Annotated in this window: 13 protein-coding genes and 3 tRNA genes; 5 read left to right on the forward strand and 11 right to left on the reverse strand. The window is 74.3% G+C overall.

The window, feature by feature from the left end; all coding sequences use genetic code 11:
• Positions 1-99: 99 nt before the first annotated feature.
• Together OG559_RS04655 and OG559_RS04660 are read left to right on the forward strand one after the other, a co-directional pair.
• On the forward strand, positions 100-2322 hold the full coding sequence (locus OG559_RS04655) for an RNA degradosome polyphosphate kinase (protein WP_405116385.1): 2223 nt from the start codon (positions 100-102) through the stop codon (positions 2320-2322).
• 15 nt (positions 2323-2337) lie between these two features.
• Entirely contained in the window at positions 2338-3216 is an 879-nt protein-coding gene (locus OG559_RS04660; RefSeq protein WP_405112809.1) for an NUDIX domain-containing protein, read from the forward strand.
• Between the two features lie 58 nt (positions 3217-3274).
• On the opposite strand, the gene OG559_RS04665 is transcribed toward OG559_RS04660, so the two are convergent.
• The 4 genes from OG559_RS04665 to leuC all read right to left on the reverse strand — a co-directional run bounded on the left by OG559_RS04665 (position 3275) and on the right by leuC (position 8354).
• Positions 3275-5269, reverse strand: coding sequence for an endonuclease/exonuclease/phosphatase family protein (locus OG559_RS04665; RefSeq protein WP_405112811.1), 1995 nt, complete (start codon positions 5267-5269; stop codon positions 3275-3277).
• A 142-nt stretch (positions 5270-5411) separates the two neighbouring features.
• The gene (locus OG559_RS04670; protein WP_405112813.1) at positions 5412-6134 is read right to left on the reverse strand and encodes an HU family DNA-binding protein; all 723 of its coding nucleotides are present in this window, start codon (positions 6132-6134) and stop codon (positions 5412-5414) included.
• 172 nt (positions 6135-6306) lie between these two features.
• Positions 6307-6894 (reverse strand): 3-isopropylmalate dehydratase small subunit, encoded by a 588-nt coding sequence (gene leuD / locus OG559_RS04675; RefSeq protein ID WP_405112815.1) that lies wholly within the window; start codon positions 6892-6894, stop codon positions 6307-6309.
• A gap of 17 nt (positions 6895-6911) precedes the next feature.
• The gene (gene leuC / locus OG559_RS04680) at positions 6912-8354 is read right to left on the reverse strand and encodes a 3-isopropylmalate dehydratase large subunit (RefSeq protein ID WP_405112818.1); all 1443 of its coding nucleotides are present in this window, start codon (positions 8352-8354) and stop codon (positions 6912-6914) included.
• A 49-nt stretch (positions 8355-8403) separates the two neighbouring features.
• Between leuC and OG559_RS04685 the strand changes: the two genes are divergently transcribed.
• Positions 8404-9090: an IclR family transcriptional regulator gene (locus tag OG559_RS04685; protein WP_091671614.1), complete on the forward strand. Its 687-nt coding sequence runs from the start codon at positions 8404-8406 to the stop codon at positions 9088-9090.
• Positions 9091-9180: 90 nt separating this feature from the next.
• Here the strand turns inward: OG559_RS04685 and OG559_RS04690 are convergent.
• From OG559_RS04690 to OG559_RS04705, 4 genes are all read right to left on the reverse strand, one after another.
• A tRNA-Glu gene (locus OG559_RS04690) sits at positions 9181-9253 on the reverse strand.
• Positions 9254-9491: 238 nt separating this feature from the next.
• Positions 9492-9564 (reverse strand) — tRNA-Glu (locus tag OG559_RS04695).
• 133 nt (positions 9565-9697) lie between these two features.
• A tRNA-Gln gene (locus tag OG559_RS04700) sits at positions 9698-9769 on the reverse strand.
• A 124-nt stretch (positions 9770-9893) separates the two neighbouring features.
• On the reverse strand, positions 9894-10697 hold the full coding sequence (locus OG559_RS04705; protein WP_405112820.1) for a fumarylacetoacetate hydrolase family protein: 804 nt from the start codon (positions 10695-10697) through the stop codon (positions 9894-9896).
• A gap of 233 nt (positions 10698-10930) precedes the next feature.
• Here OG559_RS04705 and OG559_RS04710 point away from each other — a divergent pair, with 233 nt between their 5' ends.
• The gene (locus OG559_RS04710) at positions 10931-12295 is read left to right on the forward strand and encodes a hypothetical protein (RefSeq protein ID WP_405112822.1); all 1365 of its coding nucleotides are present in this window, start codon (positions 10931-10933) and stop codon (positions 12293-12295) included.
• A gap of 83 nt (positions 12296-12378) precedes the next feature.
• A complete protein-coding gene (locus OG559_RS04715) occupies positions 12379-13245 on the forward strand; it encodes a 3-methyladenine DNA glycosylase (protein WP_405112824.1) in 867 nt (288 codons plus the stop codon).
• Positions 13246-13305: 60 nt separating this feature from the next.
• Here OG559_RS04715 and OG559_RS04720 read toward each other — a convergent pair whose 3' ends face one another.
• The 3 genes from OG559_RS04720 to arfB all read right to left on the reverse strand — a co-directional run bounded on the left by OG559_RS04720 (position 13306) and on the right by arfB (position 15653).
• A complete protein-coding gene (locus OG559_RS04720; RefSeq protein ID WP_405112826.1) occupies positions 13306-14406 on the reverse strand; it encodes a cellulose binding domain-containing protein in 1101 nt (366 codons plus the stop codon).
• A gap of 182 nt (positions 14407-14588) precedes the next feature.
• Positions 14589-15170, reverse strand: a complete 582-nt coding sequence (locus tag OG559_RS04725; protein ID WP_405112828.1) for a GNAT family N-acetyltransferase — start codon at positions 15168-15170, stop codon at positions 14589-14591.
• A 57-nt stretch (positions 15171-15227) separates the two neighbouring features.
• Complete coding sequence (gene arfB, locus OG559_RS04730) at positions 15228-15653, reverse strand: alternative ribosome rescue aminoacyl-tRNA hydrolase ArfB (protein WP_396669771.1); 426 nt, start codon at positions 15651-15653, stop codon at positions 15228-15230.
• Positions 15654-15684 lie beyond the last annotated feature (31 nt).

A 15684-nucleotide genomic window follows, 5' to 3' on the forward strand; every position in this document is an offset into this window, starting at 1 on the left:
GGTGGGCGGGAAGCCGTCGACCCCACGCCCGTCCGCAACGGGTCCCGCCGGCGCGGCGTCGACGGCCGCTTCCGCCCCCGGGAGACCCCCGAGGATGAGCTGGCGGCGTCCGGCCCGGCCGCCGGGGCGGCCTCCGCCGGGTTGGAGGAGGTGCTCGACGCGCCCAGCGAGCAGCCGACGGCGGCGGCCCGGCCCGCGCCCGCGCCCGGCTCCGGCTCCGGCTCCGGCTCCGACGACGACGAGCCGACGCCGCCGGAGCCGCTGCCCGAGGACCGGTTCCTCAACCGGGAGCTGTCCTGGCTCGACTTCAACGCCCGGGTGCTGGCCCTGGCCGAGGACCCGCGCACCCCGCTGCTGGAGCGGGCGAAGTTCCTGGCCATCTTCGCCAGCAACCTCGACGAGTTCTACATGGTGCGGGTGGCCGGGCTGAAGCGCCGGCTGTCGGCGGGGCTGCCGGTGCGCGGCGGGGACCGGCTGCCGCTGCGCACCCAGCTTGAGCTGATCACCGAGCGGACCGCCGACCTGGTCGGCCGGCACGCCGCCTGTTCCGTCGACGACGTGCTGCCGAAGCTCGCCGCCGAGGACATCCGGATCCTGCGCTGGTCGGACCTGGACGCGCCCGAGCGGGAGCGGCTGCGCACCTACTTCCGCGAGCACATCTTCCCGGTGCTCACCCCGCTCGCGGTCGACCCCGCGCACCCGTTCCCGTACATCTCCGGGCGATCGCTGAACCTGGCCGTCGCCGTCCGCGACCCCGACGGCGGCTCGGAGCTGTTCGCCCGGGTCAAGGTGCCGAACAACGTGCCCCGGTTCGTCCGGGTCGGCCGGGACTCCCCCGGGGTACGGGTGCTCCCGGTCGAGGAACTGATCTCGGTGCATCTGGAGCAGCTCTTCTCCGGTATGCAGGTGGTCGAGTGTCACCTGTTCCGGGTCACCCGCAACACCGAGGTGGAGGTCGACGAGGACCGCGACGAGGACCTGCTCCAAGCCCTGGAGCGGGAGCTGGCCCGCCGCCGGTTCGGCCCGCCGGTACGGCTGGAGGTGGCCGCCTCCATCTCCGACCACATGCTGGAGCTGCTGGTCCGCGAGCTGGACATGGACGGCCACGACGTGCTGCGGGTCCGTGGCCTGCTCGACCTGTCCGCCCTGTGGCAGCTCTACGGCGACGCCGACCGCCCCGACCTGAAGGACCCGCCGTTCGTGCCGGCCACCCACCCCCGGCTCACCGAGGGCGAGGTGCCGCGCAGCGTCTTCGCCACCCTGCGGGACGGGGACGTGCTGGTGCACCACCCGTACCACTCGTTCGCGACGAGCGTGCAGCGCTTCGTCGAGCAGGCGGCGGCCGACCCGGACGTGCTGGCCATCAAGCAGACCCTCTACCGCACCAGCGGGGACTCCCCGATCGTCGACGCGCTGGTCGACGCGGCCGCCGCCGGCAAGCAGGTGGTGGTGCTGGTGGAGCTGAAGGCCCGGTTCGACGAGGTGGCCAACATCGGCTGGGCGCGCACGCTGGAGCGAGCCGGCTGCCACGTGGTGTACGGCCTGGTCGGCCTCAAGACGCACTGCAAGACCGCCCTGGTGGTACGCCAGGAGGGCACCCAGATCCGCCGCTACTGCCACATCGGCACCGGGAACTACCACCCGAAGACCGCCCGGCTGTACGAGGACTTCGGCATGCTGACCGCCGACCCGGAGATCGGTGCCGACCTCACCGACCTGTTCAACGTGCTCACCGGCTACAGCCGGCAGACCGCGTACCGGCGGCTGATGGTGGCCCCGCAGGGGATCCGGCGGGGGCTGATCGAGCGGATCGAGCGGGAGATCACCCACGTCCGGCTCGGCATGCCGGGGCTGGTGCAGTTCAAGGTGAACTCGCTGGTCGACGAGAAGGTCACCGACGCGCTCTACCGGGCGTCCCGGGCCGGGGTGCACGTGGACCTGCTGATCCGGGGCATGTGCACGCTGCGCCCGGGGGTGCGGGGGCTGTCGGAGAACATCCGGGTCCGGTCGATCCTCGGCCGGTTCCTGGAGCACTCCCGGATCTTCCGGTTCGGCAACAACGGGGCCGCCGAGTTCTGGATGGGCTCGGCCGACCTGATGCACCGCAACCTGGACCGCCGGGTGGAGGCACTCGTGCAGGTGAGCGACCCGGTGGCCAGGGCCGAGTTGGACCACGTGCTGGCCGCGGCGTTCAGCCCCGACGTGGAGGCGTTCGAGCTGGCCGGGGACGGCTCCTGGACCCGGCGGACGGGAGCGCCGGGCGGTCCGCTGACCCATCTGCAGGACCTGCTGCTGCGCCGCGTCGGCGGCACCCCCGGTTGAGCCTAGGCTGAGCGGATGTCGGAGGGGGAACGGATGATCCGGGCGGCGGGCGGGGTCGTCTGGCGCCCGGACCAGGACGACGTGCTCGTCTGCCTGGTGCACCGCCCCCGGTACGGCGACTGGTCGCTGCCCAAGGGCAAGCTGGAGGCGGGCGAGCATCCGCTGTCGGCCGCCGTCCGGGAAGTCGCCGAGGAGGCCGACGTGCGGGCGGTGCCCCAGGTCCGGCTGCCCACCATGCGGTACCGCAGCGAGGGCCGGCCGAAGGCGGTCGACTACTGGTCGATGCGGGCGGTCGCCGACGGGGGCTTCCAGCCCGACACCGAGGTCGACGGGATCCGCTGGCTCCCCGCCGGGGAGGCGACGCGCCTGGTCAGCTACCCGCACGACGCCGAGGTGCTGGCCGCGTTCGCCGCCCTGCCGCCGGTCACCGCGACGGTGGCGCTGGTCCGGCACGCCCACGCCGGCAGGCGCGGGACCTGGTCCGGCCCGGACGCCGGCCGACCGCTCGACGACACCGGCTGGGCGCAGGCGCACGCCCTGGCTCCCCTGGTGGCCCTGGTGCGCCCGGCCCGGCTGCTGTCGGCCTCGGCCCGCCGCTGTGTGCAGACACTGGACCCGGCGGCGGCCCTGCTGGACCTGCCGATCGAGGTGGCCGGCGACCTCGACGAGCCGCAGCCCGGCCAGGACCCGGACGAGCGGACGCTGGCCGCCGCGGCCTGCCTCACCGAGCTGGCCGCCGAGGAGGCCAGGGCCGGGGTGTGCACCCAGGGCAAGGTGATCCCCGGGGCGATGGAACGCCTCACCGGCCGCGCCGACGACTTCACCACACCGAAGGGCGGCGGTTGGCTGCTCGCCTTCGCCGCCGACCGCCTTCTCGCCGCCGACCCCCTGTGACGGCGTCAGCCGGCCGCCCCGGACGAAAGGGCACGGCCGACGGGGTTCGGCGCGGGCGTCAGCCGGTGGCGGTGGGCGGCAGGGTGAGGGTCACCGCCACCGGCAGGTGATCGCTGGCGGTGCTGCGCGGCGCCACCGGCCCACCGGACCCCACGCCCGGCGAGACCAGGACGTGGTCGATCTGCTCGCGCGGGTCGTCGGCCGGGCTGGTGAACAGGGGCCGGGCCGCGGCGAGCGCGTCCACCAGCCCGGCGCGGGTGAACTCCTCGTACGCCGGGGCGCCCGGCTCGGTGTTCAGGTCCCCGGCGACCACGAGGGGCCGGCCGGCGGCGTACCCCAGGGCGAACCGCGCCACGGCGCGGGCCTGCGCCACCGGCTCTTGGCCGGGCGGCGGTTGCAGGTGGGTGGCGACCACCGCGAGGCGCGCGTCGCCGCCGAGGTCGACGGTGACGCCGAGCGCCTGGGCGCCGGTGGGCGCGCCGAGGGCCGCCAGCCGCTCGCTGCGGGCCGACTCCATCGGGAACCGGCTGAGCACCGCGTCGCCCCACACCGGGTCGGCGGCGGGCGCGAAGACGTACGGCATGCGTAGCCGCGCCGCGAGCAGGGTGAGTGTGTCGTGGCCGCCGTTGAGCAACCAGCCCCGGTCCACCTCGCTCAGCAGCACCACGTCGGGCCGCTCGGCGGCGACCACCCGGGCCAGCCCGTCCGGGTCGAACCGCCCGTCCAGCCCGAACCCCATCCGGACGTTGTACGCCACCACCCGCACGTCGGCGGGCGGGCTGCCGGGCCGGACTGGGGCGACCTCGGCGGCCGGCAGGTTCGTCACGAGGACGGTGACCGCGCCGGAGACCGCGGCGACGCGCCCCGCCCACGCCCAGGACGCCGCCCCGGCCGGCGAGGTCGGCCCGCCCCGGGAGACCGGGGCGAGCGCCACGACGGCGACGAGGCCGGCCACGACGACCGGCACCGCCGCGTTCGGGTAGCCGAGGTCGTACGCGGCGTAGTAGCCGACGGCGGCGACGGCGAAGAACAGCATGCCCAGCACCGCCGCGAGCGGCGACCGGGCGGGTCGGCCCGGGGCCCCGACGGAGGCCGAGACGGCGGCGGCACCGGCGGAGGCGTCCGGGACGCCGGCGGGATCGGGAACGGCGGTGGCGGTGGCCGGGGCGGCGATCGGGGCGCCGGCCCCGGCGAGGCTCAGGCACGCGCCGACGCCGGCGGCGGTCAGCAGGACCGCCGGCCCCAGCCAGCCCGGCTCCCCGGCGGCGAACAGCACCACCCCGAGCACCAGCGCGAGCGGGCCGAGCAGCCGCGCGTACCCGCGCGGCGGCCGGGCCAGCGCGGCGAACAGGAAGAAGGCGACTGCGTAGCTGAACAGGGCGGACACGTCACCGGCCGCCGAGTGGGCGAGGACGTCGCCGGGGCCACGCCGGTAGGAGGACGCGGTCTCCGCCACCGCCGGGGAGAGCGCCACCATCCCGGTCAACAGCAACGCCGGGCCGGCGAGCAGCCACGCGCGGGCACCGCCGCCCGGTTCCACCGGCGGCGCGGGGCGGGTCGCCGCGGCCAGGAAGAGCCCCACGAGGACGACGCTGCCGGCCCACCCGGCCCAGCCACCCCGCCAGACCAGGTCGTACGTGCCGAGCCCCGCGTGCACGACCGCGCCGAGGGCCAGCCCCAGCGCCAGCCCGGGCACCGGCCGGTGGGTGCCGGCCGCGGTGCCGGCCAGCCAGAGCAGCCCGGCCACCAGGCCTGCGGTGGCCAGCCAGAGCTGCGCCCGGCCGCCCGGGGCGGCGGTGAGGGCGAGCCGGAGGCCGGCCAGCGCCACGGCGGCGACCAGCGTGACCGGGCGGGCGCCCAACCGGCGCAGCAGCGCGGGAAAGGCCAGGGCGAGCACGAACCAGCCGAGCGCGAACGCTCCCAGCAGTTCGGCGGGGGTGGATGCTGCCTGCCCGAAGATGGTGATGACCGAGGGGAGGAAGACCCGCAGCACGTCGATCAGGACGACGATGCCCAGGGCGAGCGTGGCGGTGTGGAGGTGGCGGTAGCGCACGGGATGCCTTTCGCCGACCGGTGGGGGTCCGGCGATTCTGCGCGCGCCGCACGCCGTCGGTCAACGGGCCGGAACCCGTATCCGGACAAGCGGAAGGGGCGCCCACCGGTTCGGTGGGCGCCCCTTTCGACGGTTCGGCCGGTCAGCGCTTGGTAGCCGCCTTCTTGGCCGAGGACTTCTTCGCCGGCGCCTTCTTGGCCGCCGCGCTCTTGGTCGCCGCGCTCTTGGTCGCCGCCGCGGTGGTCTTCTTCCCCGTGGTCGACTTGGTCGCCGCCGCGGTCTTCTTCGCGGGGGCGGCCTTCTTGGTGGTGGCCGTGGACGCCGTTGTCTTGGTCGCCTTGGCCGGGGCCGCCTTCTTCGTCGCGGCGGTGGCCTTGGCGCCGGTGGCCTTCGTGCCCGCCGCCTTGGCCGTCGCGGCCTTCGTACCGGCCGCCTTCGTACCGGCCGCCTTCGCACCGGTGGCCTTGGCGCCCGCCGCCTTGGCCGTCGCGGCCTTCGCGGTCGTCGTCTTGGCCCCGGTCGCCTTGGCGGCCGTGGTCTTGGTGGCGGCCGTGGCGGTCTTCTTCGCCGCCGCCGTGGCCTTCGGCACCTTGCCGCTGGCCACCATCTCCTTGAACCCGGCACCCGGCCGGAAGGTCGGGACGGATGTCTTCTTGACCTTCACCGCCTCGCCGGTCCGCGGGTTGCGCGCTGTTCGGGCTCCCCGGACGCGCTTCTCGAACGCTCCGAATCCGGTGATCGCCACCTTCTCGCCCTTGGTGACCGCCGCCTGGACCTCAGCGAGGACCGCGTCGAGCGCGGCCGTCGCCGTCTTCCGGTCCCCCAGGCGAACGGCGAGCGCCTCGATGAGCTCGGCCTTGTTCACGACTTCCTCCCGATTGTGCAACTGACTCGACGCGAGCCATTCTGCGCGCACGGTATGCCCTGTGCTGCCTGGACACAAACATTCGGTCGAAAAAAGGCCTTGTGTCGCAACAGATTCGCCCCCACCGGGCGGGCCGGTGGGGGCGGAAAGCGATGCCGGATCGGGCGTACGGCTATGCCACGGCGGGCAGGAACGGCCGCCGACCGTGCTCGTACGAGGTGATTTCGGCCTCGTGGCGGAGCGTGAGTCCAATGTCATCCAACCCCTCCAGCAGCCGCCAGCGGCTGAAGTCGTCGAGGGGGAACGACCAGGCGGCATCCCCCGCCCGGACCTCGCGGGAGGTCAGGTCGACGGTGACGGCGGTGGTGGGGTCGGACTCGACGAGGCGCCACAACTCCTCGACGGCTTTCAATTCCAACTCGACCGGCAGCAGACCCTCCTTGAGGGCGTTGCCGCGGAAGATGTCGCCGAACCGGGGCGAGATCACCGCCCGGAACCCCCAGTCCCGCAGCGCCCAGACGGCGTGCTCCCGAGACGACCCCGTACCGAACTCCGGGCCGGCCACGAGAATCGACGCGCCCGAATACACGGAATCGTTCATCACGAATGACGGGTCCTCCCGCCACGCGCTGAACAGCCCGTCGGCGAATCCGGTCCGGGTCACCCGCTTGAGGTACACGGCGGGGATGATCTGATCGGTGTCCACGTTGGAACGGCGCAGCGGCACGGCGGTGCCGGTGTGCACGGTGAACTTGTCCATCTGTCGCGGCTGCCCTTCTACAGGTCGGCGGGGGCGGCCAGCCGGCCGACCACAGCGGTGGCGGCGGCGACCGGCGGTGACACCAGGTGGGTGCGGCCACCCCGGCCCTGGCGCCCCTCGAAGTTGCGGTTGGAGGTCGAGGCGGAACGCTCCCCCGGGGAGAGCGTGTCCGGGTTCATGCCCAGGCACATCGAGCAGCCGGCGAACCGCCACTCGGCCCCGGCGTCGGTGAACACCTTGTCCAGTCCTTCGGCCTCGGCGGCCTCCCGGACGGCTGCGGAGCCGGGGACCACGAGCATCCGTACGCCGTCGGCGACCTTCTGCCCACGCAGCACGTCGGCGGCGGCGCGCAGGTCCTCCAGCCGGCCGTTGGTGCAGGAGCCGACGAAGACCACGTCGACGGAGAGGTCACGCAGCGGGGTGCCCGGCGCGAGGTCCATGTATTCCAGGGCCCGGCGGGCGGCGGCCCGTTCGGAGTCGGTGCCGAACTCCTCCGGGTCCGGCACGGCCGCGCCCAACGGGGCGCCCTGACCGGGGTTGGTGCCCCAGGTGACGAACGGGGTGATCCGGCTCGCGTCGAGGGTCACCTCGGCGTCGAAGGTCGCTCCCCCGTCGGTGGGCAGCGTCCGCCAGTGGTCGACCGCCGCGTCCCAGTCGGCCCCCTGCGGCGCGTTCGGCCGTCCCTTGAGGTAGGCGAAGGTGGTCTCGTCCGGCGCGATCATGCCGGCCTTGGCGCCCCACTCGATGGACATGTTGGCGACGGTCATCCGCCCCTCCATGGACAACGCGCGGATCGCCTCGCCCCGGTACTCCACGATGTGCCCACGCCCGCCGCCGGTGCCGACCTGGGTGATCAGGGCGAGCACCAGGTCCTTGGCGGTGACGCCGGGGCCGAGCTGGCCGGTGACGTTCACGGCCATCGTCTTCGGGCGGGCCTGCGGCAGCGTCTGGGTGGCCAGCACGTGCTCGACCTCGCTGGTGCCGATGCCGAACGCGAGGGCGCCGAACGCCCCGTGGGTGGCGGTGTGTGAATCGCCACAGACGATCGTCATGCCGGGCTGGGTGACGCCGAGCTGCGGGCCGATGACGTGCACGATGCCCTGGTTGGCGTCGCCGAGCGGGTGCAGCCGGACGCCGAACTCGGCGCAGTTGCGGCGCAGCGTCTCGATCTGGGTGCGGGAGGTGGGGTCCGCGATCGTGAGCAGGTCGCCGCGCCGCTGCTGGAACGCCGGATCCGCGTACCCCGTCGGGGTGTTGTGGTCCTCGGTCGCGAGCGTGAGGTCGGTGCGGCGCACGCGGCGGCCGGCGAGCCGCAGCCCGTCGAAGGCCTGCGGGCTGGTGACCTCGTGCAGCAGGTGCAGGTCGATGTAGAGCAGGTCCGGTTCGCCCTCGGCGGACCGGACGACGTGCGTGTCCCAGACCTTCTCGGCCAGGGTCCTCGGTCGAGTGACTCCCACCATCTGGACATCCTAAATTCTGGGAGGTAAGTTTCGGTTTGTGGGACACAGTATGAGCGGTGTCGGCGTTCTCGACAAGGCGGTGGTCATCCTGGCCGCCTGTGTCGACGGCGCCAGCCTGGCCGAACTCGTTGAACGCACCAAGCTGCCCCGGGCCACCGCGCACCGGCTGGCGCAGGCGCTGGAGATCCACCGGATGCTGGTCCGGGACACCCAGGGCCGCTGGCGCCCTGGCCCTCGACTCGGTGAGCTCGCCAACGCCGCGCCGGACGTGCTGCTGACAGCGGCGGAGCCGCTGCTGGCCGCGCTGCGCGACGCCACCGGGGAGAGCGCCCAGCTCTACCTGCGCCGCGCAGACGAGCGGATCTGCGTGGCCGCCGCCGAGCGGGCCAGCGGCCTACGGGACACCGTGCCGGTGGGCTCGGTGCTGCCGATGACCGCGGGTTCGGCGGCGCAGATCCTGCTGGCCTGGGAGCCGCCGGAGGCGGTGATGCCGCTGCTGCCCCGGTCGAAGTTCACCGGCCGCACACTGGCCGAGGTACGCCGGCGGGGCTGGGCGCAGAGCGTCGCCGAGCGGGAGGCGGGTGTGGCGAGCGTCTCGGCCCCGATCCGCGACCGCACGGGCCGGGTGATCGCCTCGATCAGCATCTCCGGCCCGATCGAGCGCCTCGGCCGGCGCCCCGGCGAACGCCACGCCATGGCGGTGGTGAGAGCCGGCCAACGCCTCTCCGGCCTCTAGCCCTCCCTCGCCCCTCGCCCCCGGGTGGTGGGGTGGGGTGGGTGTGAGAACGGCCCGTCTCACCGAGGTGAGACGGGCCGAGTGGAGTTGTAGCCCCGACCGGATTCGAACCGGCGCTACCGCCTTGAGAGGGCGGCGTCCTGGGCCACTAGACGACGGGGCCAAGACTTTTCCTGCATCGCCGGCCTGACGGTCGGCGCCGCTGTAGTCTAGCGGCGGGTCCCTCGCGGCGCGCAGGGGGTGGGTGGCGGGGTCGAGCACAGCACCGCCACCACGGCCCCGGCTGCGGGCTCCTTCGTGAGCCTGCTCCCGGGGGCTCACTACTGGGCACCGAACGCGAAACCGGGCCTGGAACGCGAAACAGCCCGCCTCACCGAAGTGAGACGGGCTGATCGGAACTGTAGCCCCGACCGGATTCGAACCGGCGCTACCGCCTTGAGAGGGCGGCGTCCTGGGCCACTAGACGACGGGGCCAGAACCTTCTCCTGCACCGCCCTTCCGGGCGGTGCCGCCGAACTCTACCAGAGAATTCTTCCAGCCACCTTGCGGGCGACCGGAGCGCTCTCCAGCGGGATCCAGCGACCGGCGCTCTCGCGACCACCGGTTGCTGGGGTACCAGGACTCGAACCTAGACTAACTGAACCAGAATCAGTTGGGCTGCCAATTACCCCATACCCCATTGGCACCTCACGGTGCCGTTCGGTGCCTTGCGGCACCGGAGAGAAACTTTACCCTCCCGGCCCCGGCTAGGCCAAATCGGGGGCCCGAACCCGTGCTGTACTGCGGTTTCGGGCCCCGACGAGTCAGCCGACCGGGACGACCGGGTTGGTCAGCTCCCCGATCCCCTCGATACGAACGGTGACGGTATCCCCCTCCACCAGCGGGCTAACCCCCGCAGGGGTGCCGGTGAGCACCACGTCGCCGGGGAGCAGCGTCATCACGTGCGAGACGTACGACACCAGGGCCGGGACGTCGAAGACCATGTCCCGCGTCCGGCCGAGCTGCCGCACCTCCATCTCCTCCGGGTTGCGGCCCACCTCGCACCGGACCTCCAGGTCGGTGACGTCCAGGCCCGTGGTGATCCAGGGCCCGATGGGGCAGAACGAGTCGAAGCCCTTGGCCCGGGTCCACTGCCCGTCGGAGCGCTGCAGGTCCCGGGCGGTCACGTCGTTGGCGCAGGTGTAGCCGAAGATGGCCCGCTCGGCGGCGGCCCGGTCGGCCCGGCGGGCCCCCGGGGCGCCGATCACCACGGCCAGCTCGGCCTCGTGCTCGACCCGCTTGGAGAAGATCGGCAGCCGGATGGCGTCGCGCGGGCCGATCACCGAGGTGGACGGCTTGAGGAAGAGCAGCGGCTCCTTCGGCACCGCGCTGCCCTGCTCGGCGGCGTGCTCGGCGTAGTTACGGCCGACACAGACCACCTTGCTGGGCAGGATCGGGGAGAGCAGTCGGACGTCGGAGAGCGCCCACCGGGCGCCGCTGAACTGGATCTGACCGAACGGGTGGCCCTCGATCTCGGCGATGGTCAGGCCCTGCGGACCCGCCTCCGGCTCGCCCTCGACGGCCCCGAACGACATTCCCTTGGCATGAGCGAAACGAGCGATACGCACCAGGCCAATCTAGCCCCGGGACGACGTCCGGCCGCGCCGACGGGCACGCCAGGGCGGCGAGGGCCCTCCTGCTACGCGCACGGGGCGGCACCCCAGGCGGCGGGCGGGGTGTCGGGGGGAGGACCCGGGGCGGCCACCCTACGTGGTCCGTCGCCGGCGCGGGCCGGGTTCGCCACTTCGTACCCGCACGACGTGGCGTCGCGCCTAGCGTCGGCTACCGGAGGTTCGTTCGTATGCCTGCATCGACACGAAACCACAGGGCCCTCGCAGTGTTCGTACACTGCCTCGGCATCCTCGCCGCCGTGCCGGCACTGCCCACGGCGGCCCCGGAGGCGGCCACGCCAGCAGCGGCGGCCCGCCCGGCCGCGGCCGTCGCCACGCCGACGGAGACCCCGACACCAACCGACTCGGCGACGGCGCCGACGCCGGCGGCGCCCGCGCCGCCGCCGCTGGTCTCGCCGTCCGTGGTGGTGCCGACCCAGGGCGCACCGTCACCGGTGACGGTGGCGGTCACGCCGGCCGGCACACCCGCGCCGGGCTACCAGGTCCAGGTCCGCAACACCGGGAGCCGGCCACTGGCCACCACGGTGCGCCAGGAGCTGCCGGCCGGGACGTCCGCGACCTGGATCACCCCCGGCGGGCGGGCCACCCGCTCGGCGGCGAGCACCGAGGTGACCTGGCAGCTCAATTTGCCTGCCCGCAGCACCACCACGCTGCACACCGCGCTCTCCGCCGCCGCGCCGGGCCGACCGCTCACCGCGCCGGCCTGCGCCTTCACGAGCGACGGCAACCGGCCGTACGACTGCGCGACCGCGACCTGGAGCGGCGCGACGGTACCGGCGGCCGAGGTCACCGCGGCCCCGCCGTGGCGCCGGCCCCCGGTGCTGCTCGCCGCGCTGGCCGTGGTTCTCCTGGCCGGGCTCGGCGGGCTGTGGTGGTGGCAGCGGCGCCGACGCGTACGCTCCGGTGCCCGGCGGCCCGGGGCGACCGTGCCGGCCGGGGCAACCGCGCCGGGGACGAGCGACCGGGGGACCGTGTATCCCCGGCCCGCCACGCCGACGGCTACGGCCCGCCGCCGCAGGCCTCCGGTCTGGCTGCTGGTGGGGGCGGCCCTGGCGCTCCTGGCCGGGGTGGTCCTCGCGGCCACGCTGACCGCCACCCGGCGGGTCGCCGCGATCGACACGACCAAGCAGCCGACCAGCGGCGCCTGGGTGGGGCGCAGCGCGACGGGGGTGGTCGGCGTGCCGCTGCGCGAGCAGGCGCTGGAGTTCACCGTCTACCGGGTCGCCTGCCCGAGCAGGCCGGTCGCCGGCGGGCAGTGCCAGGCCACCGTCGGGGTCCGCAACGTCAGCCCGCAGCAGCAGACCTGGCACGGTCAGATGCAGCGCGCGTACCTGCCGGGCGGCACCTGGGTCAGCACCGACGAGGCGGCGACGCGGCTGGCCAACCAGGGGCGGGACGTGTTCGCCCAGCCGCTCGCCGCGGGCAGCCGGCTGGTGCTGCCGCTGGTGTTCACGGTCGACGGCCCGGCCCGGCCGAAGCAGCTCGAGCTGCGCAGCGGAGTGTTCTCCGCCGGGGTCCGGGTGGACGTGCCCTGACCGGGCGGAGACCGTTGGCGCCGCCCCGAGCCAGGCCGGGGTGGGCGCAGGGGGCGGGCGGGCGGCGGTCGTACGCTGGGACGGTGACCGCCGCCCTCGCCCCCGCCGCACCGCTGCACCTGACCGACTGGCAGGCCCGGCGGCGCGCCCACGAGGGGCGGGTCGACGGGTGGCTGACCCCGCACCTGGCCCGCCGCCGCACCGGCGCGAAGCACCCGGTGGAGGACTTCCTCTTCACCTACTACTCGCATCGCCCCGCCCAGCTCCGCCGCTGGCATCCCGGGGCGGGCGTGGTGCTGCGCGGCGCGGACCCGGCCGAGTTCGGCCCGGACTACCGGGCCACCGCCGCCGGGCTCACCCTCGACGCCGAGGGGGTACGCGCCCGGCGGGCCGGCTCGGTGGACTGGATCCGCGCCCTGCTCGCGGCGACCGCCGGCCGGCCGGCGCACCTGGGCTGCTTCGGGATGCACGAGTGGGCGATGGTCTACCGGCAGACCCAGGAGGAGGTACGCCACAACGCGTGGCCGCTGCGACTCAGCCCGGCGGAGACGGCAGCCGTGGTCGAGGAGCGGGGCGTGCGGTGCAGCCACTTCGACGCGTACCGGTTCTTCACCGCGCCGGCCCGGCCGCTGAACCTGCTCGCCCCGACCCGGGAGAGCCAGCACGACCTGGAGCAGCCGGGCTGTCTACACGCCAACATGGACCTCTACAAGTGGGCGTACAAGCTGTCCCCGCTGGTCTGCTCGGAGCTGGTGGCCGACGGCTTCGCCCTGGCCCAGGAGATCCGCGCGCTGGACATGCGGGCCAGCCCGTACGACCTGGCCGCGCTCGGGTACCCACCGGTGCGGGTGGAGACGCCGGAGGGCCGCGCCGAGTACGCCGCCGCGCAGCGCGGGTTCGCCGAGCGGGCCGCCCTCCTGCGCGCCCGGCTGCTCGCCGCGCTCGGCTGAGCGCAGGGGCCCCTCCCGACGCCCGTGGCGCGGCAGGAGCCCCTGCTTACCCTTCCGGCCTCAGCTCGCCGTGCAGCTCAGGGCGGGGACGGTGGGCGCGGCGGCGCTGCTGCCGAGGAAGCCGAAGGTGGCCTCCGCGCCCGGGGCGAGCGCCCCGTTCCAGCTCACGTTGCGGGCGGTGACCGCGCCGCCGGTCTGGGTCAGCTCGGCGTTCCACGACTGGCTGATCCGCTGGCCGTCGGGGAGGGTGAAGCCGACCGTCCAGCCGACCGTCCGGGCGGTCCCGGTGTTGCGGACGATCACCTCGCCCTGGAAGCCGCCCTGCCACTGCCCGACGATCCGGTAGCCGGCCGTGCAGCCGACCCTCGGGGTCGGGCTGGCGGTGGGCGTCGCCGTCGGCGTGCTCGTCGGGGTGGGGGTGGTGCCGGAGAGCGCGGCGACCAGCGCCGGGTACCAGCGGTCCGACATCTTCTGGTCGCCGGCGGCGTTGGGGTGCACCCCGTCGTACGTGTCGGTGGCGGTGCTGAAGCCCGTCCACTGGTCGACGACCACGATCGGGGACTGTGCGGTGGTCTTCCCCGCCGCCCAGCCGTCGATCGCGCTGTTGAACGCGACCACCCGCTGCCCGCACTCGGCGCAGGTGGCCGGGGCCATCGGAATGATCTTCGCGACGATCACCCGCATCGCCGGGTTGCTGGCCCGCATCTGGTCCACCAGCTTCGAGTGGGCGGCCAGGATGGTCGCCGGCGCGATGCTGCTCCACACGTCGTTGGTGGCGAAGTGCATGAGCACGATGTCGGGGTGGGTGGCGGAGAGCCAGCCGGGGAGCAGGTTCTGGTTGGCGACGTTCGTCACCAGGTACCCGCCGTGGCCCTCGTTGTCACCGTCGTACGCCTGCCCGCAGCCCTGCGGGCCGAGCGTGCCGACGAAGTCGATGTTCGTGTGGCCGGTGGACTGGAGGCGGTTCCAGAGGATCGACCGCCAACAACCGGGCGAGCCGGTGATCGAGTCGCCGAGCGGCATGACCCGCACCGGTGCGGGTGCGGCCGGCGCGGCGGACGCGGGCAGGGTGGGCGTGGCGACGAACAGCCCGGTCAGCAGGGTGAGGGAGACCGCCGCGAGGGCGGCGAGCAGGGCCGGAACGATTGGCCTTCGAAGCATGGTGAGGAGGCTCCTGTCACGTGACGTCGTACGGTCGGTGACGGCCCGGTTGCTCCCAGGGCCATTCCACCAGATCGCCGCCCGTCCCTCAACGGCCTCCCGAATACCGGCCCCCGGCCGCTCCGGGATCGCCCACCGGCGTGGGCCCGGTCGAGGTCCCGACGGGGGCCGTCGCGCCCCGGTCAGGGGTGACCGCGATGCGTGGCCCACTCGGGGGCGAGGATCGACATCACCGTGGCGTCCACCCAGTCGTCGCCGTCGCGCAGCACCTGGCGCAGCACCCCCTCGGCGACGAAGCCGACCTTCTCGTAGACCCGCCGGGCCCGGGGGTTGAAGGCGAACACCTCCAGCGAGATCCGGTGCAGGCCGAGCCGCTCGAAGCCGTACCCGACGACCAGCCGCACCGCCTCGGTGCCAAGCCCCCGGTTCCGGCCGGACGCGGCGAACAGGGTGCGAAAGTTGCAGCTGTGGTTCCACCCGTCCCAGTCGTTGAGGACGACCTCGCCGACGCAGTCGCCGGTGGCCCGGTCGACCACGGCCAGATCGAGCCGGTCGGCCTGCGCGTTGCGGCTGCCGTACCAGTCGCGCAGCCGCCGCTCGTCGGAGCCGCCTGGCGGGCTGCCGGTCAGCCTGCCGACCTCGGGGTCGGCTGTGGCGGCGCCGAGGGCCGCCACGTCCCCGTCGACGAACGGGCGCAGGACGACGCGTTCCCCGGTGAGGGTCGGCTTGACGGCGAAGTCGGGCGTCGGGGCGGTGTTCGTCATGCCCTGGGACGCTAGGGCCCGTTCCGGCCCCGCCATACCCGATTTCCGCCGGGGCGGTCAGTCGTCGTCGGCCCGGCGGTCGCGCTTGCGCTGGGACTGGCGCTTCTTGTCGGTGAGGCGGCGCTCCTTGGCGCGCCGCGACGGGCGGGTCGGGCGACGCGGCGGGGGCGGCGGGGCCACCGCCTCGCGCAGCAGCGCCGCCATCCGCTCCCGGGCGGCCTCCCGGTTGGCGAGCTGGGCCCGGTGCTCGCTCGCGGCGACGGTGAGCACCCCGTCGACGAGCCGGCCGGCCAGGCGTTGCAGCGCCCGGGCACGCAGCGGCTCCGGCAGGCTCGGCGAGCCGGCCACGTCGAAGCTCAGCTCCACCCGCGAGTCGGTGGTGTTGACGCCCTGCCCACCCGGGCCCGACGAGCGGGAGAACCGTTCGCGCAGCTCGGCTCCCGGCACCACCAGCCGGTCGGTCACCCGCAGTCCGTCGTCCACGCCCCGAGGCTAGCGCCCCACCCGCGCCCAT

This window comes from Micromonospora sp. NBC_01405 (genome assembly GCF_045040155.1).
GTDB lineage: Bacteria > Actinomycetota > Actinomycetes > Mycobacteriales > Micromonosporaceae > Micromonospora.

What these genes read in the sequence shown, in the direction of transcription:
- OG559_RS04660 (WP_405112809.1), top strand. Translation starts at nt 2,338, where the DNA reads ATGTCGGAGGGGGAACGGATGATCCGGGCGGCGGGCGGGGTCGTCTGG.
- leuD (WP_405112815.1), bottom strand. Translation starts at nt 6,894, where the DNA reads ATGGACAAGTTCACCGTGCACACCGGCACCGCCGTGCCGCTGCGCCGT.
- leuC (WP_405112818.1), bottom strand. Translation starts at nt 8,354, where the DNA reads ATGGTGGGAGTCACTCGACCGAGGACCCTGGCCGAGAAGGTCTGGGAC.
- OG559_RS04685 (WP_091671614.1), top strand. Translation starts at nt 8,404, where the DNA reads ATGAGCGGTGTCGGCGTTCTCGACAAGGCGGTGGTCATCCTGGCCGCC.
- OG559_RS04710 (WP_405112822.1), top strand. Translation starts at nt 10,931, where the DNA reads ATGCCTGCATCGACACGAAACCACAGGGCCCTCGCAGTGTTCGTACAC.
- OG559_RS04720 (WP_405112826.1), bottom strand. Translation starts at nt 14,406, where the DNA reads ATGCTTCGAAGGCCAATCGTTCCGGCCCTGCTCGCCGCCCTCGCGGCG.
- OG559_RS04725 (WP_405112828.1), bottom strand. Translation starts at nt 15,170, where the DNA reads ATGACGAACACCGCCCCGACGCCCGACTTCGCCGTCAAGCCGACCCTC.